Below are 25,188 nucleotides of genomic sequence, written 5' to 3' on the forward strand. Positions count from 1 at the left end.
CTGGACACTAGAGCTATGCTGTTGGTATAACACCATGCTGAAAAACATGTATGGCGTGTTTAATAATGGCTTCATTCTGATATTTTCTATCTTGCATGGGAACCATCTCTTGGAAAATTACAAACGACCAAATTGAACCAATAAACAGCCTAATCGAAAGGACAGGATCTATCTCGCTAGATACATGGGGCTTTAACATTTTGCCGATCTGCTCGGAGGCTTTTTCGACGATCTCATGGTAAAACAGTTCCCCTATTTCCGGGAAGTTAGGCGTTTCTCCAATGATAATCCGCATGAGCTTGATTTTTCGCGGGTCTTCGAACACAGATAAAAACACCATTCCAATTTCAACTAAAAATTCCTCTATATTTACCATTTCATGCTCCAACTTTGTGAGCTTAAAAAGCATCTGCATCTGTGTTTCCCTGATCGTGGATATGAACAGTTCCTCTTTGTTTTTGAAATATTGATAAATAGCTCCTTTGGACATACCTATTTCATTGGTTATATCCTCAATGTTTGTACGACTGTACCCTTTTGTCCCAAAAACATTAAGAGCAGCCTCCATGATTTCCTTCCGCCGGATGTCCTGAGAATGGGAAACATCCTTCAAATCCAATCGGCCGATGTCCATGAGGATGTCATCCTTGCTTTTGTAATAGCGGTAAATTGTCCCCACAGCCACTTTTGCGCTTTTCGCAATATCCTGAACGGTAGTATCCCTGTAACCCTTCTTTATAATCAGCTCCTCTGCGACTTTTTTAATTTTTGCCTTAGTGTTGTTCTTCATATGAATGACGTCCTCGTATTATGAATATTTTCTGGATGGATATTTATTATTCATTCACATTATAACGCTTTTTTTTCGTTAATCAATAGGCCAGAGTCAGTTAAACACACTAAAAAGGCTAGACGAGTAATCTCATCTAACCTCTTGATCATAGTTGATTGTCTAGGGATACTAGAAGGGCGATCAACTTACTCTTCATCTTCGTTAACCACTTTAATCAGATTTCCGTAGACTGCCTTCGTATGAGCAGATGCATGTTCTTTAAAATGTGTAAACAACCTCATACATCTGATCGCTTGTATTTTATTGTTAACTTTAGCAGACCTTTCCAAACAACTGAACAAAAATGCGAAGCCGTCTGAAAACCTCCCTTTACGCAAAAGATAGATCGCTAATTCCCTTGAGAAATCAGTATATCGCTCCGTTATGAAGCGTTGAGTATACAACCCTTCCACTTTTTTCTGCCTCAGAAAGGAGATAATTTCCCCTTCAAATTGCACTAAAATATCATCTACATCAAAATGATACCGATTTGCCGCCTCAAGGATATTATCAAGTGCGGGAAGAACTTCCTCTTTTCTTGAAGAAATATAATTTACATAATTGGGAAGAACGCTCTTATCGCCAAAAAGAAGCTTATTTACATACGTATTTACTACTGCCCAGTCTTCATATTGCCTCTTCCACTTCAAAGCAGTTTCATCCGTAGCATTCACCCAACTCAAATCGGCGTAAGCATAAGTGTGCTGAAGTGCTTGCTCGTAGTCTTTCCTCCCTTCACAAGCTTCTGCACGAAGTAAATGGGAGAATGCCCAATAAGCAAACAAAGGAAAATTGGGTTTCTTCGAATTGTCTTTGTTCACAGGATGTCGCTGCTGCTCCAGTTTGTATTGAATTTTAGCCTTGTCTCCCATAGCTTTAGCGAATAGTTCTAATTTATCCCATTTTCGTAACGAACGGTATGTATTCGCCAAATCTTTTAACGCCTCTAACTGATCTATCTCATCTAACCGTTCAACGTAAGGCTCAAATTGAACAGCTGCATCATAGTTTTTCTCTTGATCGTCTCCAATACGAATCGTAAACAATCGATACTGGCAAACTGCAAAATTATCCGAATGTTGATTCTTCTCGCTTACTGCTACATTTTCGTACAGGAACGCCGCTGCTTCATTGTAACCGTCTTTGTATACATTTTCAGCAACTTCAAAGAGCGATGGCAAATATTTAGGATTATCCAGCAACAGAAATACAACGCGCTGCAAGCAATCAAGTCGGTCAAGCTCCACGCATCCGTACAAAAAAGGGCAGATTCTTCGCCAGTTGAGCGGTTCTTCTACGATACATTCTTCAATGTAACGTTCATAAAAATAGTCTGGTCGTAATTCCATCCCCACAGTTATGCGATCCAATTGGTTAACCGATAAAATACGATTTCCAGTAACAATACTGCTAACCGTACCTACATTTAAACCAATGATGTGTCCAAACTCGGTCATACTCAAACCTTTTTGTTTTAGATATTGCTCCAATTCTGCTCTAATCGTAAGTGTGATTCCCATGAATAAACCACCCTTTCAACGTAGACTCGCCATATGTAGTTGAATAAATCATTTTATCACCCATAATTGTACCATATTTTGGAACAAAGCCATATACCTTTCAGTTATTTACTTTAGATACCTTTTCGGGGCTATAGGCCCTTCCATTTTTTCAAACTGAAACATTTTTCCAATATAGATCGTCTATAAAGCAAATAGATAAAGTCAGAAAGGGGGTAGCTCATATTATGCGGAAAAATAGAATCTTATTTTTGACTATCGTCCTGTTGTTAATAACCACTTACAGCTCTAACGCAGAAAAAGAAGTTTTTGCTCAAAGCGCGAAGGAGCAGGAGACGCTAATCGTTTATAAACTACAAAAGGGCACCACTCTACAACAGCTAACTAAAAAAGATATACTTGCTACATTCAAAGATAAAACTGACACTAAGATTTTTATCAATGCAGTGAATACATCAGAAAAAATATCAGGTATAGTTAATACAGCTTCTCCAAATTACGAACTTACTTTCCACAAGGATGGAACTGAAGAGTCTTATTATTTATGGATTAACCTCAACGATTCAACCAGCAATGCTATGTATATAAATAATGAAGATCCCCATACTGCATACAAATTATCAGTCAACTCCACAAATTCTATAAAAAAATTACTCCTGCAAACTAAAAATAAACTAAAAAGACCTGTTCTTTGGTTTCATTCAAAAAACAGGTCTTTTTTCGATTTTATTTTAACTCATATTTTTCCAACACAGATTCTCTAAATTGTTCTTTAGAGTCTTGTTTATCCACCAAAGAGCTAGGAGATTGAGATGAGGGTTCAATAGCAAACTTGCCAAGATCCATATTTATCACGCTGTATTGTCCTTGTGTATTTTTTTTGAGAAAAATAATACTTTTTTCATTTTGCTTCAATTCAGTATAATCCTCATAGGCTATTTTTTTCTTGCCTCCGGCATCATCAATATAAGAAATCGGTTCCACGATAGACAGAGGCTCTTCTACATTTAATGCTGTGCCTTCGGGTGATTTAATTACTTTATCAATTTTTATATTCGTAAGTGTATAAAAGTCTTGTATCGTACCATCATCAAAGCTTGTAACGATATGTTGTCGATCATCAAACCCCTGCAAAGGAGTCCCTATCACAATAAGCTCTGCATTGGAATCCAATTCGCTTACAGTTTTATAATCAATATAAGAAGCTTCCAGCGAAATTTTGGGAGTATTCATCTCTGAGAAATTCGGAGAAGCGTTCGTAGATGTAAAAAAAAGACTCCCTGAAGCAATGAATCCCCCTATCGCTAATACAGAAATACCCAACTTTATTTTTTTATTAAAAGTCATAACAGTACCCCTTTCCCCAAATTAGTTATTACGCTAATTAGTTTCCCCACTTAGCAATTAAGGATTGCTTGTCATAGGGTTGAACACCGATAGACTGAATACCTTGTTTCATAACAGAGCTGCTAGAAGTTGATGGATGTGCTTGAGATAACGTATGGCCGACCTCGTGAGTTGCGTTGGAGGTTTTTTGTACGGAGTTCATACCATAAGCCTGCATCTGGTTGTGATAAATCACCACCGTGGCATATGCCCATTTATCGCTTACACCTGCTACACCACCAGATGTTTTATATGGAGTTGTCAATCCCAATAAACCGGAAGTGGCTGTAGAACCGACATAATATCTGTCCGGGTTCCCACTCGTCGATGTCGTTTTGCCAATGTTTACTGATCCAGACGTAGCGTTCCAATCAGAACGTGCGGTGTCATAGGCACCGGTATAGCCATTTTTAGAAACCGAGGAATCATAATATGCACTAAAATTGGCTGAGCTTCTTCCCCCGGTAAAGCTAGTTGCAAACGAAATGGAACTAATAGAAATCACGGCAATAGATAATATTCCGACCATAGAAAAAAGTTTTTTCTTGGAAGCCAATAGTTTTCTCAAGGTTAGCACCCCTCTTAGGAAATTTGGAATCTTATAATCAATCCTGATGAAATATACTTTTCGCTGGAATATCATTCCTATACCAATATACCGATTATTTTTCTTTTTCTCTACATTAAAAACAGTATATTCCATAATGCGACATGAATTTGGTTCTTTATTCCTAACGAAGATGTATAGCTCAAATATCCATTTAGTCTCAATTTACTCTATGTATCCGCAGCAGCCTTATGGTGCATGTACAATAAAACAGGTGATATAAAAAAAGGACCAGATGGATCATACCATCTTGCCCTTTCAATAATTATATCGTCTTATTTCTAACGAAATGATTACATTTCGCCATGGTGAGTAGTGTAATGGCTGGACCCTTGATTATAAAAATATAAGGGCATAGTCACTATCGCTACTAACATAAAACTGCTTGCTAAAAAGGTCAGAAATATTTTACGTTTCATCTTTATCCACCTCGTGCATTAAATTTCTGTACGCTGTCTTCGTCTCAGATGGTGCATACTCCTGATAAAACTCATACAGCCTCATACATTTAATTATATACGATTTATTATTGGTGGATGCAGATTTTTCCAAACAGTTTAATAAAAATTGAAAGCCATCAGCAAATCTTCCTTTAGTCAAATAGTAAGCTGCTAATTCCTTTGAAAAATGCATGAAGCGTTCTGTTATAAAGCGTTGAGTATAAAAGCTCTCAACCTTCTGTTCCTCCAAATAGGATAAAATATTCGCCTCGAATTGCTTTAAAATATCATCTACATCAAAATGGTATCGGTTAGCCGCCTCAAGGATATTATCAAGTGCGGGAAGAACCTCGTCTTTTCTTGAAGAGATATAAGCTACGTAATTGGGAAGAACACTCTTATCGCCAGAAAGAAGCTTATTTACGTACGTGTTTACTACCGCCCAGTCTTCATATTTGTTTTTCCATTCCAAAGTTTCTTCGTCTGTATCCGTAACCCAGCTTAAATCAGTATACTTTCTAATATGCTGAAGTGCCTTCTCATAATCTTTTCTCTCATCACAGGCTTGTGCACGAAGTAAATGCGAGAATGCCCAATACGCAAACAAAGGAAAATTGGGTTTCTTCGCATTTCTTTTTTTTACATGATGCCCTTTTTGCTCCAGTTTATATTGAATTTTGGCCTTATTTCCTAGAGCTTTAGCGAATAATTCTACTTTGTCCCATTTACGTAACGAACGATATGTATTCGCCAAATCCTTTAACGCCTCTAGCTGATCTATCTCATCTAACCGTTCAACATATATTTCAAATTGAACTGCTGCTTCATAGTTTTTCTCCTGGTTGTCTCCTTGCCTTGTTTGGAACAAGCGGTACTGACACATAGCCAAACGTTCTGAGTATTGTTTCTTCTCACTTACAGCCACATTTTCATAAAGTATGGCCGCCGCCTGGTACATCTTTTCATGGAATAGCTCTTCCGCAAGCTCAAATAAGGATTCTGAATAACCCAGTTTATCCATCAATAGATTTACAACTTCATGAATACAGTCCAATTTATTTAATCTGGCACAATTATGTAGAAAAGGACTCATTCGACGCCAATTCGGGTTAGCCTCTGCCAAATATTCAGACACATAACGTTCGTAGTAATAGCCGACAGGATGCCCTATCGCTTTTGTAATTCGATCCAGTTGATCCACTGAAAGAGTACGATTCCCATTAATAACACTACTCATGGTCCCCGGATTCATTCCTGCTTCTCTCGCTAGGTCGCTTAGAATTAAATCATGATCTTTCATATGCTTTGTTATCTCTGTGAGTATCGTGGTTGTATTGGACAAATTTAACCACCCCTTATCAGGAACTTGTTAGGATAATCGACATTTAAAGAGGACTATTGCAATCCGATGATTGTGTAGCCTTTCCGCAATCCATTGTACCATCTTCTGGAACATTATCATATACCTTTCAGATACTTACTTAAGCTCCCTTTTGGTAGGGTTTACATAGAAATTTGCTCTATCAATTTTCAAACATACGTTATTTCTCTACCTTCCCTCTCTAGTTTAACGCACGTTTACTTCAACTGCACTCAATTCATAAAAAGGCTGCTCCCCCTCGGAAAACCCGTTTGGGAACAGCCTTATCAAGTACAGCTTCCACTACACTGATTTGATTTTATTGGAGCGATACATCAAGTACAGGAAATATGGAGCGCCAATCAGGGCGATCAGCAGCCCGGAAGGAATCTCCGTCGGTGCAAGCACCGTCCGTCCGATTGTGTCAGCCAGCACCAGCATTACCGCTCCCAAGATGCTTGACAGAATAATGGATCGGCGTACATGGTGCCCGATCAGCGTGCGCACGATATGCGGAGCAATCAATCCAATGAAGCCAATCGTACCCACGCAGGCTACCGCTCCGCCCGCTAGCAGTACGCCCACTGCCATCGCCAGCAAACGGGTGCGACGCACGGGAAGCCCCAGCCCCATGGCGCTGCTATCGTCAAATACCAACAGATCGAAGCGACGAGCCAGCCACCAGGCTACTGGCAGCAGCACGAGTAGAAAGGCCAGAATCGTCATCACCTGTCCCCAGCTTCGAGCGTAGGTACTGCCCGTCAGCCAGATATAACCCGTGCTGCCCCACAGGGAGCCCTGGATGATCAACACCTGAATTCCGGCTGCTCCAATCGCCGATACGGCAATACCGAGTAGTATCACAACAGACGGGTTCAGATGCTTGTTCCAGGACAGAAAGAAAATCACCGCCGCCGAGACCGTCGCTCCGACGATTGCCGCGACTGGCAGCATATATACAGGCAGACCGGGCCAGACAATAATCACTGCAAGCGCGCCGAATCCGGCTCCTGAAGAGACCCCGATGATCGAGGCATCAGCTAACGGATTGCGAACAGCCAGTTGAATCAAGACACCGCTGACTGCAATCGCGATGCCAGCCCCAGCCGCCACCAGCGTACGTGGAATCCGGAACTGTAGCAAGGCCGAATTCGCACTCTCCCCGCCGAACAGACCAGATAGCAGATCGCCTACCGGAATGCGCATTCCCCCAAACATCAGGCTGAATACGCTCAACAGCACAGCTCCGCACGCGAACAGCGTGACCAGCCTGCCAAACGGTAATTTCCGTGAACGGACACCTATGTTCATTGAAGACTGTCCGCCACTGCCGGAAGGCAGCTTCATCCTCCAGAGAATCAGCCAAATTAACCATGGGGCCCCAATCAATGCCATGACCGCTCCAGTTGGCAGATTCATGCTTGATTGGTGAACCATTTTCGCCAGCACGTCAGCACCCGTTAACAGTAGCGCTCCCCATAGGAAGGAGCCGGGCAGTATCCAGCGGTGCATTTTCAGGCCGCTTAATCGTACCAAATGCGGAGCAACCAACCCCACAAACCCGATAGGCCCGATGACGCTCACCGTAACCGTCGACAGCAGGACCGCCAATACAATACCTACAGCCCGCGTCAAGCCCACCCTTTGCCCAAGTGACGTGGATGTGGACTCATCCAGATCAAGCACATCGAACTGCCTCGACAGCAGAATTGCAATAATTGAAAGCCCTACGACCCAGGGCCAAGCGTAAATCGTACCGCTCCAGTCGTTTTGCACCAGTGAGCCGGAACCCCAGAGAAACAGCCCCTGTGTTTCAAAGGAATAAAAGATATGCAGTGCTCCGGTAAACGAACTGAGGACCATAGATACAATCAAGCCCGCAAGCGCCAATCGAATCGGACTTCCCTTTCGCCCGCCGCCCATGAAATAAGCGAGCATTGCCGCCAGCAGACCGCCTATGGCAGCGAACAGAAACGGCGCTTGGTGCAGTAAGCCAGGGAACATCACCGCGCCAAGCACAACTACAAAGTAGGCTCCAGCGTTAATTCCGAGTGTATCAGAAGCTGCCAACGGATTTTTGGTAATCGCCTGCAGCAATGCACCAGCAATCGCCAGCGCACCGCCAGCCAGGATTCCAATGACCGTGCGTGGCATTCGCAAATCCCAAATCATATTGTGGTCCAGTGTATTCTGTCGCTGGACCAACGCCTCAATGACTGTACGCAATGGTATGGATGACTCTCCATAGCACAAGCTTACAAAAAAAAGCACAGCAAGGACGGCCAAACCGCCCCCAAAGATGCCCCCTACACGCCAGACCTTCGACAACCCTGCTGTACCTGTCTGGGTCATTTCGTCAGAACCCCGACCACTTGGTCAACCAGCACTTTGGATGAGATTGGGCCACCGAAGGTCCATGTTGTTCCATCCAACGGATAGGTTCGTTTGCCTTTGACAAAGTTCAGTTCATTCCAGACCGAATTGTTCTTCATGGCAGCTCCGAATACATCGTCCGTCTTCTGCGTAATGTAGATGAAATTGCTGTCCTGTACAGCAGGCAGGGCTTCGATGCCAACGGTGCTAAATCCGTATTTCTCAGTCGTGTCCGACTTCCAATCGTTCACCATGCCGATTTTCGACAGTGTTTCCACTACAACTGAGTTGTCCTTGAACATCCGTAGACTGGCGGCATTTTGAGCCGTAAAGGCCTGTGTCAGCGCGTAGTGGAAGTTCGCTTTTCCCGCTTTTTCCAATGCAGTCTTTGCCTCTACATAATGCTGGTCAAGTTCACTTAGAACTTTATCAGCCTGCTCGGTTTTTCCGGTAGCCACAGCGATCTGCTTGAAAATTTCGACCATACGGTCATAATCATAGCCGTTCCCTTTATAAGGATCGTATTCTATCGTTGGTGCGATCCCTTTAAGCTGTGAATAAATGGCCGCATTATTATCTGCGTTAGTGATAATAAGATCCGGCTTGAGCGCCGCAATTGCTTCCAGATTCGGTTCGTCCCGTGTGCCTATATCCGTAACGGAATCAGCCAGCTTCGCCTCTGGCGTCACCCACAGCTTGTAGTCTGCATTGTCCGCATTTCCGACAGGCTGCACCCCAAGTGCAATCAGATCTTCGGTAAACGTCCATTCGAGCACAACGACACGTTCCGCTGGCTTGTCCAGCTTGACTTCCCCATGATCATCCTGCACCGTCACTGGTCCAGCCGCTGGAGTCGTCTGTTTAGGTCCCGGACTGGCTCCCGTCTTCGAGCTATCCCCCACCTGACCACAGCCAGCCAGCAGACCACCCAGCATAATAGTAAAGACCATAAATAACAGTAGGCCATTCCACTTCTTCTTCATCCCTCTTAATTCACCCCTATATGTATACGTCGCCTTAGACAATGATTATCATTATCACTAAAAAGGGTATAGGGGTTAGCGATTTTTGTCAATAAGGATTCTATTGAAATAGCATAAGCAGTATATTTTTGCAAAAGTGCGGCTCCTCTTTAGTCAGAAATCCAAATTGAATCGTAAACGGGTTCCGTTTATGATAGCTTTATCATTGTTTTTAAGGGAGGCTGCATTAACGTGGCAGTATTAATCAACGAGCAAATTAAGGCGGACGAGGTGATGCTCACCGGACTCAGAGGGGAACAGCTCGGTATGGTCGCCAAGGCAGAAGCCTTGACTTTGGCCCGATCCTTAGGGGCGGACCTGGTCTGTACCTCATTGATGAGCAGCCCACCGCCCTGCGCCCTGGTTCCGAAGGGCAAGGGGAAAGCGCTCGCGCAAAAGGAGTCCGCAGCACGCAAAACAAATGTCGGGCGAGCTGTTGGAAAGAGCGGTAAAGAAAAAATCAAGGAGCTGCGCTTCACTGCTCATATTGAAGAGCATGATTACGATACGAAGCTGCGTCAGGCGGAGAAATATCTGCGTTCCGGCAAGCCAGTGCAGTTGGTTGTCAAATCATCCGGCGCGAAGGAAGCCCCTGTCGCCAAAGCGGTGCTGGAGCGGCTGCTGGTCGACCTAAAGGAAGCCGGAGTGAAGGACACTGGAATCCAGACGGGCGGCAAAGGCTCACAGGTGAAATTAAACCCACGCTTCCGATAAGAAAATCCTTTGGGAGGAATTCGAATGCATCGAAAAAAGTCCCCCGTTAAACCAGAGGTCCCCCATCCATGTGTGCGTGTCTATTCCAACCAGTAAAGCAAAGGGAGATGACTATGAACATGAATGGACCTGTGCCCAATATGGTGCTATGCTAATTGGCTCGCACAATCAGAAGCTATTCTCAACGGGCTCAATGGTTCTCCCGGAAGCATTGAAACTAACAGCTCGTCCAGAAGGATTTGATACTGTATTTAGTAAAATTAAAACCCGCTTTCATAGCAATTATAATAATATTCCACGTTTTGGATATGCCGAAGCCCCCCTTTTATTGAGGGGGCTTTTCCTATTTTGCTAACTGTAAAATATTTAAAATTTAAATCACTTGATTTCGCCCTCCGCCTCATTTATTCTCGATATACGTATACAATAGGCTTTGCTGATCTATCTCTAGTTACTCACAGATATTGCTGCCACTTGTGAACACATACAGAAACCTGCAATTAGGACATGTCCAAGAAATGTTTATGCATAGGGCTTTATACAGAGTTAATTTTTGTTAATATCCAATATCAGGGCCTAAGGTACTATGATAGATTACATTTTAATGATATATTGATAAATAATATAAAAGACTATATACCCAGGGCTTGGGCTGGAGGATGTATGAAAAAGGAATCAAATCAAGGCGAAACCAGTTATTTATTTAATGTTGATGTATTAGTTAAAGGTCGTTCAAATGTAGAGGCCCTTCAGTTCTTGCTTAACCTCTTGAGCCAATATGATCAAATTGCCGATAGCCGGATTCAATCTGGCATCGAACTTGGTAATTTAATCGAAGCTGCTTTGTATCTAAAAAAACAGTCCGCTAACGACTCATTGGACCCCGCCGCTAAGCTTGCGGAAAAGTTTTCCAAAAAGAAGTCTGCCTCGGTTACGACTAAGCCAGCTGCCGTTCAAGAGATCAAACAATCCCGCACACAGCCGAAGCCTGCAACACAACAAGAACTTAACAATGGATTCAACGCTATATACAGGATAATACACTTGTGCGTCTAATCGTGAATCGTTATGGGGGACAGCGTAGCATTCCCTGCCGCATTCTCAACCTGGATCATGGTAACAACTTGCTGAGTGTGTATCATGTGGATGAGAAGCAAGTGTACTCCTTTAAAATGAATGAAATTGATGAAATCACAACGTAACCATAATAACTTTCAACACGAACTAAAGCATGAAAAAAAGAGAACCGATAGGAAAAGCGATACGCCTTTCCTATCGATTCTCTTTTTTCGTATTCCCGAATCGAGTCACTAATCCTCTTTTTTCAGCCCCGTCGCAGCCCAGGCCAGGCATACCCAGCCTGCAATAAAACAAACGCCCCCCAATGGGGTAATGGCACCCAGGACACGGATTCCGGTCAAACTTAGCACATACAGGCTGCCGGAAAACAAAATAATACCCGTGAACAGCAGACGCGCTGCCCATCTTAAACGGTTCGAAGCCCCCCATTGTCCGGCAGCCAATGCAATGATCAGCAAACCGACAGCATGAATCATATGATATTTTACACCTGTTTCATACACAGCCAATGCATCCGCGTCAATTCGCGCTTTCACAATATGTGCTCCAAACGCTCCAATGGCTACTGCCAACAGCATCATTATAGATCCCACAATTATCCATCTACGTTGCATATTTATGTACTCCTTTTCTTCTCATTCTTTAATCCCAACGTTCTTCCTATTTTATCGAATAGGTATGAAGTTTACCAGCTAGCCCGTATGGTTGGACCCCCAACAGAATTTGATGTTTACACCTTGCCTTTTGGAGGGTAATGTGTAAAACGGCTTGCTTTTTTGTTTATTTTGTGGAAAATTAGTACCTGTTCGGACTATGTTCAAGGAGTTGAAAAAATGAAAACCCAAGATCCTGATCTGCAAAAACCTGCTGCGTCTGAGGAGCACCCTGTTTTTTCAGAAGCTCCTGTGCTCCAGCCTCCGGTCAAACTCAAGCACTCCGGTCCCGGGATTGCTTCTTTTATTCTGTCGCTCGTCAGTCTGATCGGATATATTATTATGGCTATTATGGTCATTAATCTGCTTGCTCATTTCCACCAGTACCAAACGATGAATCCGGAAGTCGTTCTGCAACAAACCGGAGCGGCGCTGCTTCCTTTTATTTTTTTAGGCAGTCTGTTGCTGAATTGTAGCGGACTTGTGGTCGGTATTATTGGAATTGCGTTGAAAAACCGTAAGAAGGCCTTTGCTATTACAGGATTGATCATTAATGCACTCATTATTGTGGGCTTTATTGCACTTCTTGCCATCGGCCTTGCCCTTCCGAATAGCACTGCGGATATTTATCCTTCCTCCGTGCAATCTTTATAATTTTTCCGCACCACACAGAGAGGATTCTATGTATGAACAAAATTAAAATTTTTGCGGACAGCACCAGTGATATTCCTGCCGACTGGCGCCAACAATACGAGATTAGCATTGTACCATTGTATACCGTGTTTGGTGATGAAGCATTACAGGACGGGGTAAACATTCACCCGGAACAATTATTTCAGCGTGTAAGCCGCGAGGGACAATTGCCGCGCACCGCCGCACCTTCTCCAGCGGATTTTATTCAAGCCTTTGCTCCCTACATAGAACAAGGGGACGACATTTTATATATCAGTCTGTCTTCTGAGCTGTCTTCGACGTACCAAAATGCACTGCTCGCTGCCTCCGAATTCCCGGAAGGTCGCATCACGGTCTTTGATTCTCTGAATTTATCATGCGGCTTTGGCCTGCTTGTGATGAAAGCTGCACGCGCGGCAGCAAATGGCACTACGATGGAGCAAATTGTAGCGATGCTGACAAAAACCCGACCGTTGGTGGATACGGAATTTGTCATTGATACACTCGAATACCTGTACAAAGGCGGCAGATGCTCAGGAATGCAAAACCTGATCGGCAGTCTGCTCAAAATTCGTCCGGTCATTAAAGTCATTGACGGAAAAATGACGCCTGCATACAAAGTCCGTGGCAAACGTGAAAAAGCACTGGATCAGATGCTGCAAAATGCCCTGAACCAGCGGAATCAGATGGATCATGACATCATCATTGTCGTACATGCCTTGGCTGAGCAAGATGCGCTCATGCTGCAAGCTCGTTTGAAGGAAGAAACGAAGGCACAAGAGGTGCTGTTGGCTACAGCCGGGTGCGTCATATCGAGTCATTGTGGACCTCAGACGATCGGTATTATGTATGCCAAAAAAGCATAGTTTCAAAATCTAGCTCCGCTTACCCTACAGGTAGCGGGGTTTTTGATATTTTTCCAGTAATTTAGCAATGAATAACTTTACTATTTTTGATAGTATTATTCGTCAAGTGACGATAAATGCATCTACAATCTATCATAAAAAAGAAGGTTATTCGGTATGAGTTCCAAGCGATCACGTTGGTTAATCCGGCTCACCCTGGCTGCAACTACAGCCATAACGATATTCACCACATCCACTTCATATTTAGCTGCCCCGGCAACAGCATCCGGCGTAGCGTTTCAGGATATTTCACACAGCTACGCCTATCAATCTATCATTTCCCTACACGCTAAAGGGATTTTGACAGGTACACAACCAGGCTACTTCTCCCCCAAAAAAGCAGTTACCAGAGCCGAATGGGTTACTGCACTGGATCGTACGCTCGGTCTGCAGTCTGTAAAAGCGACCGTTGCTTCCTATCGGGATGTATCCAAACAGGCGTGGTATTACGGCTGGATCGAAGCTGCTTCCCAGCTTGATATCGTTCAGGGAGGAACGACCGCTACATTCCAGCCCAACCATTCTGTAACCCGACAAGAAGCGGCCTTGATGATCGCACGTCTTATCCACTCTTCGGGGGGATCAGGAGAAGCCACTTCCTCTTTCACAGATGCTGATGAAATTGCAGATTGGGCGCTTGAAGCTGTAAACACCGTGAATCGTTACGGCTTTATGAAAGGTGAAAATAAGTATTTTCACCCCACATCTTCCCTCACCCGAGAAGAAACAGCGGCCATACTGGAACGTCTGCTGGCGTATTCCACGCAGCATGCTCGGCCAGCCGCTTCCTCCGCCACTTCTATCCGACTAGGGTGGCAATATGATCAAACCGTTCAGCAGTTTGAAAACACCGTGCTGCAGTCCAACATTAACACGCTGTCACCACGCTGGTTTTTTCTGAACGAAACAGGTACGATCAGCGACTATACGAATTCGTCACTGCTCACCTGGTCCAAACAGCATCATAAAAAAATCTGGGCTATGGTCGGCAATCGTTCCAATCTGACAATGACCCATCAAATTTTGTCCAGTGAGGTTTTACGGAGTAAAACTATAAACCAGCTTGCCCAGGCCGTGTCTGTCCATAAATTGGACGGGCTTGTCATTGATTTTGAAAATGTAGATGGTCAGGATCGAGCCAATCTCACATTGTTCATCCAGCAATTAAAAGCCAAGCTGAAAAGCCTGAATGCTGTACTGGCGATTTGCGTATCGCCCGATTACGGCACGGACTGGACAGCCGCCTTTGATTATAAGCAGCTTGGCGCTGCGGCAGACTATATGATCCTCATGGGATACGACGAGCATTGGGGAGGCAGCTCGACTCCCGGCTCCGTATCCTCATTGCCATGGCTCCGTGAAAGCGTGAGACGCTTTGAGCAAACGACCGACCCTAGCAAGGCAATATTGGCGCTGCCTTTATTTACAAGGAATTGGACGCTCAATGCGAGCGGCCAATCGGTTGCTTCCTCTGATATTTCACTAAATGAGCAAAATCAGCTAGTGTCCCGTGCCTCTTCCAAACCGGTGTGGAATAAGGATGTTCAGCAGTATACGGTGTCTTACAAAGACACGCAGCTGCATAAGTTATGGCTGGAGGAAGGACGATCCTTTACCCTTAAGTACCGATTGGGACAGGATGAAGGATTTGCAGGCTTCGCCTACTGGTATCCGGGCGGGGCAAGCTCTGATCTGTGGTCCAGTATAAAAAATGCAGACCGATTCCTACAGCGTGGCTTGTAAAAGCGAACAACCTTCAACCTCACGTGAAAAGTGAAGTTGAAGGTTGTTGGTATACATACATATTGCCAGCCTACGACTGGTACGCGATTTTCCCGTTCACAACCGTCATTCGTACCTTAACGTCAAGCAAAGCTTGCGGGCTTTCCGATACATCGCGGTCAATGACCGTAAAGTCAGCGGCTTTGCCTTCAGCAATCCATCCCCTTTCATCCTCCTCCCCGGCTGCGACTGCGCTTCCCGTAGTAAACAAATGAATGGCTTCATGAATATCCAACTTTTCGGCAGGAAGATAACCCTCATGCGTTTCTTCCGGCTTGGTACGAGTTACAGCTGCATGCATCCCGAGAAAAGGGCTCAGCGGCTCAATCGGCGCGTCACTGCCGCCAGCACATGGAATCCCTGCATCCAGCAGCTTTTTCCAGGCATATAAATATTCGGTCCGTTCTTTCCCAACCCGATCCAGTACCCATGGGAAGTCACTTGCGACAAAACGCGGCTGAATGTCCGCAATCAGCGGCAGCTTCGCCATTCTCTGGACCAACTCAGCCGTAAGCACCTGTCCGTGGATCAGACGATCCGGCAAACCGCTTTCCTCCGTAAGCGGATGGGTCTCCATCGCTGTCAAAATCATGTGCGCCGCCCCATCGCCTATGGCATGCACAGCCACCGGAAAGCCTGCGGCTCTGGCTGCCGCCACCATCTGATTCAGCTCTGGCTGCGGTTGAATCGCCATTCCGCGGGTATGCGGAGCGTCACTGTATGGCTCGGACAATAATGCAGTTCTTCCGCCAATGGCGCCATCGGCAAACATTTTTATGGCACCGATCTTATACCACTGATTGCCGGCACCTGCACGCAACCCTTGTCCCTGCGCTTCTTCCAAAAATGGATGATAAATCAGCTGGTGTGTACGAAAAGCAAGACCTTCTTCCCTCAGCTCCCTGTAAATTCGCTGCATCGTCTCTACGCTGCCCAAAAAACGTAAATCCTCCGTATGCGCAGCAGTCAGACCGAGACGTAGCGCATCCAGGCATGCCCGACGAATTGTATCCTTTTTAACCGCATAATCCGGTTCTGGCTGAACGCTTGTAAAGGCGAAGGATGCTTCCTCATAAATCAATCCGTTCAACCGTCCCTCAGCGTCTCGCCCGTAGGCTCCCGAGGCTGGATCAGGGGTGCTGTCGCTAATACCCGCACGTCGAAATGCCTCTGAATTGGCCAAGAACGTATGAAAGCATGTACGGGTCAAATAGATCGGGTGCTGATCTGTAATGGCGTCCAGCTCGGCTATACCCGGAATTTCAACGGGAATAAATGCATTTTCGTTCCAGTTGAGCCCTAAAATCCACTCTCCCGGCGGTGTTACAGCGACCCGCTTGCGCAGCATGTCCAGCATCTCTTGCTTGGAGGTAGCTGATGTCAAATCCAGCATCGCCAGCTTCATGCCATGCATGGACAAATGCATATGTGAATCGGTTAAGCCTGGCAGCACATAGGCGTCCTCCCAATCCACAGTTTTATACTCCTTACCGGACAGCCGCAATTCAAGCTCCCGTGCATATCCGATGGCCTGTATGCGGCCATGCTGTATCACGATTGAATCTCCTTTGGAAGCCCAATCTCCGTATAACCGGCCGTGCTTGAACAAAACGAACGTCAACGCTACTCATCCCCCTTTTTCAGCTATAACACTTATTCCCTTCATATTACGCCTGTGTCGATACTTCCAATTGTAGTGTAGTTATATCTACCTGCTGTATCTGCTGGGCAAAGTGGTCATGAGCTGCACAGACAGCCATTTTATACTCTTGATCCAGCTCATACTGTTTAAAATGGCAATATTCGGTGGTAAAGCCCTCGGTCGTGAAGCCTATGAACGAATGTGCCCTCAACTCGAATGAAAAAGACTTCAACGGTAGTGTTAATCCCTGCCCCTCGGCCTTCACAAAGCTTTCCTTAAGCGTCCACAGATCATAAAAATAGGATAAGCGACTGTCTGCGTCCTGACGCATTAATGCATCATACTCTGCGTCCGAAAAGCATACCCTGCCTACCTCAAAATCAATAGGACGGAGCTGTTCAATGTCGATGCCGAGCGGATGATCATCAAGGGCACATACCACCCATTTTCCCGAATGAGAAACATTAAAATGGAATGCCGGCGTATTCAACAAGGAAGGCTTACCGAAAGCATTGTATGTAAACTGAAGGCTGGCATTAGGTATCTTCAATTGCCGACAAGCCAGCCATCTTAACAGCACATCGGCGTATAAGCCCCTCAGAGCGTCTTCCCGGTGCAAAAAACGATCCAGCTTCTGCTGCTTTTCCAGTGAAACCCAGTTTAACAGCAGCTCATAGTGAGCCTCAGCCTCCGGCTTGCTTGTATCAATCGCGTATATCTCCATGGTCGCCTCCTATGCCGTAATGGATATCAGCCCGTTCGCAACACTCACCGTTCGATTGAAGTCTGTCAGATATGGATGGCGTGTGCCGTGTACATGGTCAATATACTACTCTAGCACTTTCAATTCAATATGGATACAATTGGGATGAGCAGCTCTTTAAAGCTGCTTTATAGAATTCAGTCATGTAAGCGCTTAAAAAACACACATAGAGGAGGACGAAACTATGAAATACGATTTTGTTCGCTTGCTGTGTATTATGCTTACTATTTTGCTGACGCTGAGCATTTTCCAGATGTTTTCACCTAAAATCGCTTCAGCAGCTTCGGCGAATGTTGTGAATGGCATTCAGTTTAAGGATACGGATGGAAACGTCGTCCATGCCCATGGGGGCGGTATGATTAAAGTGGACGGTTACTATTATTGGTTTGGTGAAAATCGTAATCCCAACGGTACATTCAAGGCGGTATCCGCCTATCGTTCCTCAGATTTGAAAAACTGGGAGTTTCGGAAAAATGTGCTGACCAGCAGCTCGGCAGCTGAGCTGAATGTGTCGAATATCGAACGTCCAAAGGTGATCTACAATGAAAAAACACGCAAATACGTATTGTGGATGCACAAGGAAAACGGAGTGAATTACAACGAGGCTCGAGTTGCAGTTGCCACCTCCGATACTGTGGATGGCGATTATACGTATCAAGGCAGCTTCCGTCCTCTGGATCACGATTCCCGCGATATGACGGTATACAATGACAACGGAACGGCTTACCTGATCTCGGCGACGCGTGTGAATGCCGATCTGAACATTTATCGGCTGACACCGGATTTTCTGCAGGTTGAATCGCTGGTGGCTACACTGTGGCCGGGGCAATATCGTGAAGCTCCGGCGATGTTCAAAAAAGGAGATGTCTACTTCCTGATTACATCCGGGGCAACCGGCTGGAATCCCAATCAGGCCAAGTATGCTACGGCATCCAGCATTGAAGGAACCTGGAGCAATACGATGAACTTCGGGGACAGTACAACCTATGGTTCACAGTCGGCCTACGTCATTCCTGTTGAAGGTACGCAGATGACCTCGTACTTGTATTTGGGTGACCGTTGGGCGGGGGCATGGAGCGGTCCTGTGCAGGATTCGCAATATGTGTGGCTGCCGCTGCGTTTTCCAACCGCGACTTCATTAGCCATGGACTGGTTCGACAGCATTAATATCGACACTGCCAGTGGTGTAGTGGAAGGCGTCACTACGCCGATGGTCATTGACCCGGATGCCTACTATCAACTGGTAAGCCGCAAGAGCAATAAGCCGCTGGGCATCATTGGCAGTGCAACGACAGACGGCGCGGATGTGGAGCAACGCGCGGACTCGGGAACTGCCAGCCAGCAATGGCAGCTTAAGGATGCAGGCGGCGGATATTATAAAATTGTGAACCGCAACAGCGGCAAGCTGATTGGTGTTGAAAGCGGTGCTACAGCGGATGGTGCAGTTATCGAGCAATGGAGCGACGGAGGCTGGTCCAGCCAGCATTGGCAGCTGGTATCCGTAACCGGAGGTTATTACAAGCTGAAAAATCGGGCGACTGGCAAGCTGATCGACATTTCCGAAGGTGCTACCGCCGATGGGGCCAAGGCCATTCAATGGGTCGATAATGGCGGGACGAATCAGCATTTCCGTGTAGTTAAAGCAGAATAGCTCAGCTTATTTCAAAAATTTAGAAAATTTCAAAAGGAGCCGTATTCCGAGCAGATCATGGATGATTGCAACGGAAAACCGGCTCCTTTTTTACGTAAAAATGATGAAGAATGATGAAGTTGGTGATCTCTGATACGTTACACTTCCCACGGATAATCTGTCGTCAGGAAACTCGCCAGCTGCTTGCTTTCTTCCCTGCGCTGACGCCGTATTGCTGCGCGCGATGGAGCCGTCTGGTGCAATTGCATTTCCTCTTCTGTTTCCGGAATCACCTGCGGGACGGTCACTTTACGGTTATGCTCGTCCAGTGCCACAAAGGTCAGAAAGGCCGTAGCGGCAATTTTGCGGTCGCCCGTCATTAGCCCTTCGCGGATCACCTTTACGAATACCTCCATCGAGCTGCGGCCTGTCCAGGTAACAAATGCCTCCAGCGTGACGGAATCGCTCGGATGAATAGGCAGTAGAAAATCCACCGAATCCGTAGAAGCCGTAACCGTGTTCGTACGACACAGCTTGGCAGCAGCGATTGATGCGATATCGTCGATATACGACATCAGTCTGCCTCCGAAGAGTGTGTTATGATTGTTAATATCGTTGGGAAATACACGGGACGTCTTGAAGCAGTAGGTTTCTCGGATGTACTTGCTTTCCATGGGTTCTCTTTCCTCACTTTTCCTAGTTGCTATCTTTTTTATATCTCAGGATTTCGCAAAATCCTCATGCAGAAGCCTGTTTCAGGCTATCCTCATCATCCCATTAATCCGCATAATAAATCAATACATAAAAATCCGCATCCTCATCCGAATCATTGCGGTAGGTATGTATGTCAGACACCTGAAATTGTATGGCATCCCCTGCACTCAGCTTGAGCTGTTGCCCTTGCATTTCAAAGTACATTTCCCCGCGAATCATGAGAATCGATTCTTCTCCCAGATGCTTCTCTGCCTGGTGTGTAAAGCCCGGCTTCAGACTTACCGTGAACACCTCGAACTTCTTTTCCGAATGATACGGGAATACAGGGTACACAAAATAGTTACCGTCCTCATCAATAACCGGATGCAGGTCTTCCCTGCTAATTTTCGTGATTTGTGGGGGGTCTTCTTTGAGAAAGGTGGAAAAGGATACGTGCAAGCCGTTCGCAATTTTCCAAAGTGTTGTCACTGTAGGATTGGACTTCCCCTTCTCAATCTGAGCCAGCATACCTTTACTGACTCCTGTTAATTCAGCCACCTTATCCAGACTAAGTCCTCTAGTCTTCCTGATTTGGGCTAAATTAGAGCCGATAATGTATTGCATTGAATCCACAGATCGTGCCTCCTCGTGTCCAAAAGTCTATATAAGAAGAATACACAAAAGACTGTCCGCTGTAATTAGTTTTGTTGTCATTTAACTAGTTGGCGACCACTACTCTAAAAATAAATAATGTCATTCGGAGGGAGAATCTACACATAAGCCTTTACAGATCTTTTGCAATTTAGGATACACGACTCATTATCCTATCCAATATAAAAAAACGGGCTGTCCTTTTTCACCATAAAATAAGAAAACTTAGATCAATCATTAACAGATGATTTTGTATTTACTTAGCCTTTATTTGAGTGTTTTGGTCATTATAAAGTCCATTTGTTCTTCATCACCCATATAGAAAGAGTGGGCTCCTGTTTGAACAAACCCCATTTTCTTATAAAAAGCAAGGGCATTTTCATTTTTTTCCCATACGCCTAGCCAGATTTTCTTTTTATTACGTTCCATCGCAATTTCCATAGCTTTATTTAGCAGATATTTACCAAGCCCATGTTTTTGAAATTTGTTCTTAATATAGACCCTCTCGATTTCAAGTGATTCATCACCCATTTCTTCAGACTGAGCATCATTGGTATTGACCTTTAAATATCCAGCAACTTCATTATTAACATAAACAAAAAAGAATTGCGAAGAAATATTGGACAATTCATTTTCTAATTGTTTTAAGTTAAAAGCCCTTTCCAAATAGGCATTCATATTTTCAGGTGAATTCTGATGCTTAAATGTCTCATTAAATGTTTCATAACTAATTTCTTGAAGTTGGCGTGAATCTTTAAGAGTACACTTTTTTATATTTATAGTCATTTAAATATGTCGCTCCTTTATATAATCAATAATTTCTCTTGTTTCCCTTTTTTACTAACTCCCAGTCTTTTTCTATATTTTTCCTTACTCTTTGAAGAAGATTGAAAATGGATTCTACTTCGCTTTCGGAAAATCCCTCTAAAGCAACGATATTGGAAAAATCATTTTCTTTTTTTATAAAAGGATAAACATTTTTCCCTTTCTCTGTTGGAAAAAGCTTTTTGATTTTTTTGTTATGCTTATCGTCTTTCTTTTCAATAAATCCATTAATTTCAAGTTTTTTTATCGCACGAGCTGCTGTTGTTCGATCTACTTTTATCATCTCAGCTAACTTTTCTTGAATGATTCCCGGGTTTTCACATATTCGCACCAGGTACAAATACTGCCCTTTTGTAAGGTCATATTCTTTAAATTCTATATTACTTATAGAATCTAATGCCCTTGCGATCATTCCAATTTCACGAAGAATTTCCTTCATAATTAACTCCTTAGCACATATTTTTGTTGCAAATGCAATAATAATGGCATATATTAAATTTAACCTGACTTTGTTGCAATTGCAACAAAAAAATAATGATAAAGAGGTCGAGTAAAGTGAAATATTTATTTTATGTATTAGGAATTTTAATATTAACCCTTGGTATTTCTTTCACTATACAATCCGACCTTGGAACTTCACCTTTTGATGCACTTTTGGTAGGACTGTCCATAAATGTGGGGCTTACTGTGGGAAGTTGGGAAATAATAATAGCTTTAATATTGATATGTTGTAATTCACTTTTAAAAAGACAACGACCAGAAGTTTTGGGGTTGTTAACAGCATTTATCACGGGTATTGGTATTGATATGTGGCTTTTTTTACTTCACAATTTGATAACACCTGAACTATGGTACAGCAAAGTTGTTTGTTTTGGAATCGGTTTAGTTGTTATAGGATTAGGAACTGCCACATATTTACACACAAACTTTGCTCCGATTCCAGTTGACCGATTAACATTAATCATACAAGAATTAACTAGAACAAATTTATTTTTTTCAAGAACATTCATTTACCTCGTATTCTTGATAATTGCTATGATTTTAAATGGACCCATTGGCGTTGGAACGTTATTAACCGTTTGCTTAGGGGGGCTGATACTTAATTACTTTATGCCATTGACTGAAAAAGTATTAGACCGCATATTAACACACTCTAGTACATCACCAAATTATAATAAAGATCAAAACCATTCAATATAGAATGCTCCTGCCCGTTAGCTTAACGCTAGCAGCAGTCTAACACTTTATTTTCTCAAAATATCAGAGAATGGATGAGATATTGAACACCTTCAACATGGGCCGATCGCTCAGTATGAAAGGCTGTCCGAATATTCCTTCCGTATTAACAGCCTGTTGGTTCACATAATAAAATGCGGCTATTTTCACTTGCAAAACAGCCGCACCCCTTCATTATTTTTTTTCAAATAGAAAATTAGTTACTAAATAATCTTCTGAATTCTTTCCGATATAGATCTCAAAGTCACCTTCTTCTGCTTCAAATTTCATATCCCTTGTGTGAAATCTCAGCAGATCCTCTGTTATGGTGAAAATCACCTTTCGTTTTTCTCCAGCTTTCAAATGTATTTTCTGGAATCCTCTTAATTCCTTAACCGGTCGTACGACACTCCCCACTTTGTCGCGAATGTAGAACTGTACGACTTCATCACCACTAATTTCGCTACTATTATGAACCTCTATTTCTACCTCTACTTGTTCTCCTGACCGCAAAACCGAGTTGCTAATCTTTAGATTGGAGTATTCGGCTGTATGGTAAGACAAGCCATAACCAAATGGATACAAAGGTTCATTCGGACAATCCAAATAGCGAGAAGTAAATCGAACACTGTGCGTGGAGGTCTTTTGCGGACGCCCCGTGTTAAAACCATTATAATAGATCGGAACCTGACCTACCGCACAGGGAAAGCTCATAGTCAATCGGCCGGAAGGATTGGCATATCCCATTAATAGATCCACAATAGCATGTCCGCCTTCTGTCCCAGGGAACCAACATTCCAGGATAGCATCTACTTTATCTTTAATATCCGTTAACACCAACGGTCTTCCATTAAAGAGAAGGAGTATGGATTTCTTCACCCAAGGAAGAACTTGCTCCATAAATGCAGTCTGGATTGCAGGCAGATTCAAATCTGTTCTGCTGCCAGCCTCACCACTTTGCAAAGTATGCTCTCCCATGGCAAAAATAACAACATCTGCCCATTTGGCAAGCTCGATAGCTTTATTTAGTTCTCTTTTTTTGTCCTCATCTGTGTTAAGCAGCGTTTCTTCCTTTGTGAAGAACCCAAAGTCTCCTAGCCCTTCATAGCTATCCAGCAATTCACAGCCCTGTGTAAACTGAAAGTGATCGGGATTTAATATTTCCTCGAATGCTGTCTTTAAAGTAACAACCTGACTTTTATCTCCATATACAGCCCACAATCCATTCAGATCCTGGTTGTTTGCATATGGCCCGATAAGAGCAATCTTCCATTCTTTTGTTAACGGCAAGGTATCGTTCAGATTTTGAAGCAAAACCAAAGATTGGGTTGCCGCTTGTCTGGAAAGACTTTTGCTCTCAGCGCAGTTACTCAACTTTTTTTCTCTAGCCACACTTGCGCCTCTAAAAGGATCTTCGAATAAACCCAATTTATTTTTTAGCTTTAATACTCTAAGAACGGCTTCATCCAGCTTTTTGAGGCTTATTTCCCCCTCCTCCAAAAGAGGCTTTAGCTGATTGGCATAACAGGATGTTTTCATATCAATATCCACACCGGCTTCCATGGCGAGTCTAGCTGCATCCTTATCACTTTCTGCTACGCCATGAGCAATCAGCTCTGCTATTGCCGCATAATCCGTAATTAAAATCCCGTCGAAGCCCCATTCCTTGCGCAGCACCTCGTCCATCAACCATTGATTAGCAGTTGCAGGAATTTCATCAACAGTGTTAAAGGAGGTCATAACTAATTCACAACCTGCATCTACTGCTGCTTTATACGGCGGTAAATATTCTTCACGAAGCCTTCTTTCTGACATATCAACTGTATTGTAATCACGTCCACCCTCAGGAGCTCCATAGGCAGCAAAATGCTTTACACAGGAAGCCAGACTTTCACCCGGTGTGAAATCGCCTTGAAAGCCTTCGACCATGGCTTTTGCAAATACACTGTTTAAGTAGGTGTCTTCTCCGGTAGACTCCATGCAACGTCCCCATCTGGCATCGCGAACGACATCGACCATCGGAGCAAAAGTAACATGCGCACCTGCAGCGCAGGCTTCCTTCGCTGTAGTTTGGTTGCATAAATTGACCATATCAGGGTTCCAGCTACTCCCCAAAGCCAAGGGGATGGGAAATACAGTTTTATAACCATAAATAATATCTGCCATGAATAATAAAGGGATTTTGTGCCTGCTCTTTTCCAAATAATCACTCTGTATTTTTATGACCTTGTCGGCACCTAATACATTTAAAACAGAGCCAGTTAATTGAACCATTCCTTGATTTATACCAAGCTTTTGCACGGGTCCAACAGCCATTGCACCTTCATTGAAAAAATCCCCGGATAGTTGGACCAACTGTCCTATCTTTTCCTCTACAGAAAGCGTATTCATTAAGTTCAATAATTGCTTTTCGTCCATATTAC

Annotated in this window: 22 protein-coding genes and 3 pseudogenes; 9 read left to right on the forward strand and 16 right to left on the reverse strand. The window is 44.0% G+C overall.

All coding sequences use genetic code 11. The features are described from left to right. Positions 1–13: 13 nt before the first annotated feature. The 3 genes and pseudogenes from BAZ21_RS17670 to BAZ21_RS17675 form a co-directional block, all read right to left on the reverse strand. Complete coding sequence (locus BAZ21_RS17670; RefSeq protein ID WP_256021814.1) at positions 14–619, reverse strand: TetR/AcrR family transcriptional regulator; 606 nt, start codon at positions 617–619, stop codon at positions 14–16. Between the two features lie 27 nt (positions 620–646). Then, a pseudogene (locus BAZ21_RS29750) lies at positions 647–790 on the reverse strand (TetR/AcrR family transcriptional regulator); the annotation flags it as partial. Positions 791–978: 188 nt separating this feature from the next. Continuing rightward, positions 979–2,352 carry a helix-turn-helix domain-containing protein gene (locus BAZ21_RS17675; protein ID WP_068503589.1) on the reverse strand — a complete coding sequence of 458 codons (1,374 nt, stop codon included), beginning with the start codon at positions 2,350–2,352 and terminating at the stop codon, positions 979–981. Between the two features lie 227 nt (positions 2,353–2,579). Between BAZ21_RS17675 and BAZ21_RS17680 the strand changes: the two genes are divergently transcribed. Continuing rightward, positions 2,580–3,116 (forward strand): hypothetical protein, encoded by a 537-nt coding sequence (locus BAZ21_RS17680; protein WP_068503591.1) that lies wholly within the window; start codon positions 2,580–2,582, stop codon positions 3,114–3,116. Here the strand turns inward: BAZ21_RS17680 and BAZ21_RS17685 are convergent. The 5 genes from BAZ21_RS17685 to BAZ21_RS17705 form a co-directional block, all read right to left on the reverse strand. Further along, complete coding sequence (locus BAZ21_RS17685; RefSeq protein ID WP_068503593.1) at positions 3,079–3,699, reverse strand: hypothetical protein; 621 nt, start codon at positions 3,697–3,699, stop codon at positions 3,079–3,081. The genes BAZ21_RS17680 and BAZ21_RS17685 overlap by 38 nt on opposite strands. A gap of 37 nt (positions 3,700–3,736) precedes the next feature. Further along, on the reverse strand, positions 3,737–4,441 hold the full coding sequence (locus BAZ21_RS17690) for a hypothetical protein (RefSeq protein ID WP_256021662.1): 705 nt from the start codon (positions 4,439–4,441) through the stop codon (positions 3,737–3,739). A gap of 312 nt (positions 4,442–4,753) precedes the next feature. After that, positions 4,754–6,085, reverse strand: coding sequence for a helix-turn-helix domain-containing protein (locus BAZ21_RS17695; RefSeq protein ID WP_068503926.1), 1,332 nt, complete (start codon positions 6,083–6,085; stop codon positions 4,754–4,756). A gap of 363 nt (positions 6,086–6,448) precedes the next feature. Beyond that, positions 6,449–8,497 carry an iron ABC transporter permease gene (locus tag BAZ21_RS17700; RefSeq protein ID WP_068503597.1) on the reverse strand — a complete coding sequence of 683 codons (2,049 nt, stop codon included), beginning with the start codon at positions 8,495–8,497 and terminating at the stop codon, positions 6,449–6,451. Further along, positions 8,494–9,501 (reverse strand): ABC transporter substrate-binding protein, encoded by a 1,008-nt coding sequence (locus BAZ21_RS17705; protein ID WP_068503599.1) that lies wholly within the window; start codon positions 9,499–9,501, stop codon positions 8,494–8,496. The genes BAZ21_RS17700 and BAZ21_RS17705 overlap by 4 nt, the downstream gene beginning before the upstream one ends. Before the next feature lie 231 nt (positions 9,502–9,732). Between BAZ21_RS17705 and infC the strand changes: the two genes are divergently transcribed. The 3 genes and pseudogenes from infC to BAZ21_RS17715 all read left to right on the forward strand — a co-directional run bounded on the left by infC (position 9,733) and on the right by BAZ21_RS17715 (position 11,456). Continuing rightward, positions 9,733–10,254, forward strand: a complete 522-nt coding sequence (gene infC, locus BAZ21_RS17710) for a translation initiation factor IF-3 (RefSeq protein WP_068503601.1) — start codon at positions 9,733–9,735, stop codon at positions 10,252–10,254. A 133-nt stretch (positions 10,255–10,387) separates the two neighbouring features. Further along, positions 10,388–10,522: pseudogene (locus BAZ21_RS30255) on the forward strand (kanamycin nucleotidyltransferase C-terminal domain-containing protein); the annotation flags it as partial. Between the two features lie 395 nt (positions 10,523–10,917). Then, a pseudogene (locus tag BAZ21_RS17715) lies at positions 10,918–11,456 on the forward strand (hypothetical protein). Between the two features lie 108 nt (positions 11,457–11,564). On the opposite strand, the gene BAZ21_RS17720 reads toward BAZ21_RS17715, so the two are convergent. Beyond that, positions 11,565–11,948 carry a DUF423 domain-containing protein gene (locus BAZ21_RS17720; RefSeq protein ID WP_068503603.1) on the reverse strand — a complete coding sequence of 128 codons (384 nt, stop codon included), beginning with the start codon at positions 11,946–11,948 and terminating at the stop codon, positions 11,565–11,567. A 219-nt stretch (positions 11,949–12,167) separates the two neighbouring features. Between BAZ21_RS17720 and BAZ21_RS17725 the strand changes: the two genes are divergently transcribed. From BAZ21_RS17725 to BAZ21_RS17735, 3 genes are all read left to right on the forward strand, one after another. Continuing rightward, positions 12,168–12,641: a hypothetical protein gene (locus BAZ21_RS17725; RefSeq protein ID WP_068503605.1), complete on the forward strand. Its 474-nt coding sequence runs from the start codon at positions 12,168–12,170 to the stop codon at positions 12,639–12,641. A 32-nt stretch (positions 12,642–12,673) separates the two neighbouring features. Continuing rightward, the gene (locus BAZ21_RS17730) at positions 12,674–13,525 is read left to right on the forward strand and encodes a DegV family protein (protein WP_068503607.1); all 852 of its coding nucleotides are present in this window, start codon (positions 12,674–12,676) and stop codon (positions 13,523–13,525) included. A gap of 156 nt (positions 13,526–13,681) precedes the next feature. After that, complete coding sequence (locus tag BAZ21_RS17735) at positions 13,682–15,307, forward strand: S-layer homology domain-containing protein (protein ID WP_068503609.1); 1,626 nt, start codon at positions 13,682–13,684, stop codon at positions 15,305–15,307. 70 nt (positions 15,308–15,377) lie between these two features. Here BAZ21_RS17735 and BAZ21_RS17740 read toward each other — a convergent pair whose 3' ends face one another. Both BAZ21_RS17740 and BAZ21_RS17745 read right to left on the reverse strand, forming a co-directional pair. Beyond that, positions 15,378–16,967 carry an amidohydrolase gene (locus BAZ21_RS17740; protein ID WP_068503611.1) on the reverse strand — a complete coding sequence of 530 codons (1,590 nt, stop codon included), beginning with the start codon at positions 16,965–16,967 and terminating at the stop codon, positions 15,378–15,380. 46 nt (positions 16,968–17,013) lie between these two features. Beyond that, positions 17,014–17,712, reverse strand: a complete 699-nt coding sequence (locus BAZ21_RS17745; RefSeq protein ID WP_068503613.1) for a 4'-phosphopantetheinyl transferase family protein — start codon at positions 17,710–17,712, stop codon at positions 17,014–17,016. A 223-nt stretch (positions 17,713–17,935) separates the two neighbouring features. Here BAZ21_RS17745 and BAZ21_RS17750 point away from each other — a divergent pair, with 223 nt between their 5' ends. Continuing rightward, positions 17,936–19,402 carry an RICIN domain-containing protein gene (locus tag BAZ21_RS17750; protein ID WP_068503615.1) on the forward strand — a complete coding sequence of 489 codons (1,467 nt, stop codon included), beginning with the start codon at positions 17,936–17,938 and terminating at the stop codon, positions 19,400–19,402. Positions 19,403–19,539: 137 nt separating this feature from the next. Here the strand turns inward: BAZ21_RS17750 and BAZ21_RS17755 are convergent, their stop codons facing one another. The 4 genes from BAZ21_RS17755 to BAZ21_RS17770 form a co-directional block, all read right to left on the reverse strand. Then, the gene (locus BAZ21_RS17755; RefSeq protein ID WP_007429619.1) at positions 19,540–20,055 is read right to left on the reverse strand and encodes an acyl-CoA thioesterase; all 516 of its coding nucleotides are present in this window, start codon (positions 20,053–20,055) and stop codon (positions 19,540–19,542) included. 103 nt (positions 20,056–20,158) lie between these two features. After that, positions 20,159–20,707, reverse strand: a complete 549-nt coding sequence (locus BAZ21_RS17760; RefSeq protein ID WP_007429618.1) for a helix-turn-helix domain-containing protein — start codon at positions 20,705–20,707, stop codon at positions 20,159–20,161. A 285-nt stretch (positions 20,708–20,992) separates the two neighbouring features. Next, positions 20,993–21,511, reverse strand: coding sequence for a GNAT family N-acetyltransferase (locus tag BAZ21_RS17765; RefSeq protein WP_068503617.1), 519 nt, complete (start codon positions 21,509–21,511; stop codon positions 20,993–20,995). Positions 21,512–21,536: 25 nt separating this feature from the next. Continuing rightward, positions 21,537–21,989, reverse strand: a complete 453-nt coding sequence (locus BAZ21_RS17770) for a MarR family winged helix-turn-helix transcriptional regulator (RefSeq protein ID WP_068503619.1) — start codon at positions 21,987–21,989, stop codon at positions 21,537–21,539. A 116-nt stretch (positions 21,990–22,105) separates the two neighbouring features. On the opposite strand from BAZ21_RS17770, the gene BAZ21_RS17775 reads away from it, so the two are divergent. Next, the gene (locus BAZ21_RS17775; RefSeq protein ID WP_068503621.1) at positions 22,106–22,750 is read left to right on the forward strand and encodes a YczE/YyaS/YitT family protein; all 645 of its coding nucleotides are present in this window, start codon (positions 22,106–22,108) and stop codon (positions 22,748–22,750) included. Positions 22,751–22,960: 210 nt separating this feature from the next. Here the strand turns inward: BAZ21_RS17775 and bglX are convergent, their stop codons facing one another. Continuing rightward, complete coding sequence (bglX, locus tag BAZ21_RS17780) at positions 22,961–25,183, reverse strand: beta-glucosidase BglX (RefSeq protein WP_068503623.1); 2,223 nt, start codon at positions 25,181–25,183, stop codon at positions 22,961–22,963. Between the last annotated feature and the right edge of the window lie 5 nt (positions 25,184–25,188).

It is taken from the genome of Paenibacillus kribbensis (genome assembly GCF_001705305.1).
Classification (GTDB): domain Bacteria; phylum Bacillota; class Bacilli; order Paenibacillales; family Paenibacillaceae; genus Paenibacillus; species Paenibacillus kribbensis_B.

Excerpts from the sequence above, each read along its gene's own strand:
- BAZ21_RS17750 (WP_068503615.1), top strand. The coding sequence starts at position 17,936 with ATGAAATACGATTTTGTTCGCTTGCTGTGTATTATGCTTACTATTTTG.
- BAZ21_RS17745 (WP_068503613.1), bottom strand. The coding sequence starts at position 17,712 with ATGGAGATATACGCGATTGATACAAGCAAGCCGGAGGCTGAGGCTCAC.
- BAZ21_RS17765 (WP_068503617.1), bottom strand. The coding sequence starts at position 21,511 with ATGACTATAAATATAAAAAAGTGTACTCTTAAAGATTCACGCCAACTT.
- BAZ21_RS17675 (WP_068503589.1), bottom strand. The coding sequence starts at position 2,352 with ATGGGAATCACACTTACGATTAGAGCAGAATTGGAGCAATATCTAAAA.
- BAZ21_RS17735 (WP_068503609.1), top strand. The coding sequence starts at position 13,682 with ATGAGTTCCAAGCGATCACGTTGGTTAATCCGGCTCACCCTGGCTGCA.
- BAZ21_RS17695 (WP_068503926.1), bottom strand. The coding sequence starts at position 6,085 with ATGAAAGATCATGATTTAATTCTAAGCGACCTAGCGAGAGAAGCAGGA.
- BAZ21_RS17690 (WP_256021662.1), bottom strand. The coding sequence starts at position 4,441 with ATGGAATATACTGTTTTTAATGTAGAGAAAAAGAAAAATAATCGGTAT.
- BAZ21_RS17685 (WP_068503593.1), bottom strand. The coding sequence starts at position 3,699 with ATGACTTTTAATAAAAAAATAAAGTTGGGTATTTCTGTATTAGCGATA.
- BAZ21_RS17680 (WP_068503591.1), top strand. The coding sequence starts at position 2,580 with ATGCGGAAAAATAGAATCTTATTTTTGACTATCGTCCTGTTGTTAATA.
- BAZ21_RS17770 (WP_068503619.1), bottom strand. The coding sequence starts at position 21,989 with ATGAAGGAAATTCTTCGTGAAATTGGAATGATCGCAAGGGCATTAGAT.
- BAZ21_RS17700 (WP_068503597.1), bottom strand. The coding sequence starts at position 8,497 with ATGACCCAGACAGGTACAGCAGGGTTGTCGAAGGTCTGGCGTGTAGGG.
- BAZ21_RS17755 (WP_007429619.1), bottom strand. The coding sequence starts at position 20,055 with ATGGAAAGCAAGTACATCCGAGAAACCTACTGCTTCAAGACGTCCCGT.
- bglX (WP_068503623.1), bottom strand. The coding sequence starts at position 25,183 with ATGGACGAAAAGCAATTATTGAACTTAATGAATACGCTTTCTGTAGAG.
- BAZ21_RS17720 (WP_068503603.1), bottom strand. The coding sequence starts at position 11,948 with ATGCAACGTAGATGGATAATTGTGGGATCTATAATGATGCTGTTGGCA.
- BAZ21_RS17725 (WP_068503605.1), top strand. The coding sequence starts at position 12,168 with ATGAAAACCCAAGATCCTGATCTGCAAAAACCTGCTGCGTCTGAGGAG.
- BAZ21_RS17705 (WP_068503599.1), bottom strand. The coding sequence starts at position 9,501 with ATGAAGAAGAAGTGGAATGGCCTACTGTTATTTATGGTCTTTACTATT.
- BAZ21_RS17730 (WP_068503607.1), top strand. The coding sequence starts at position 12,674 with ATGAACAAAATTAAAATTTTTGCGGACAGCACCAGTGATATTCCTGCC.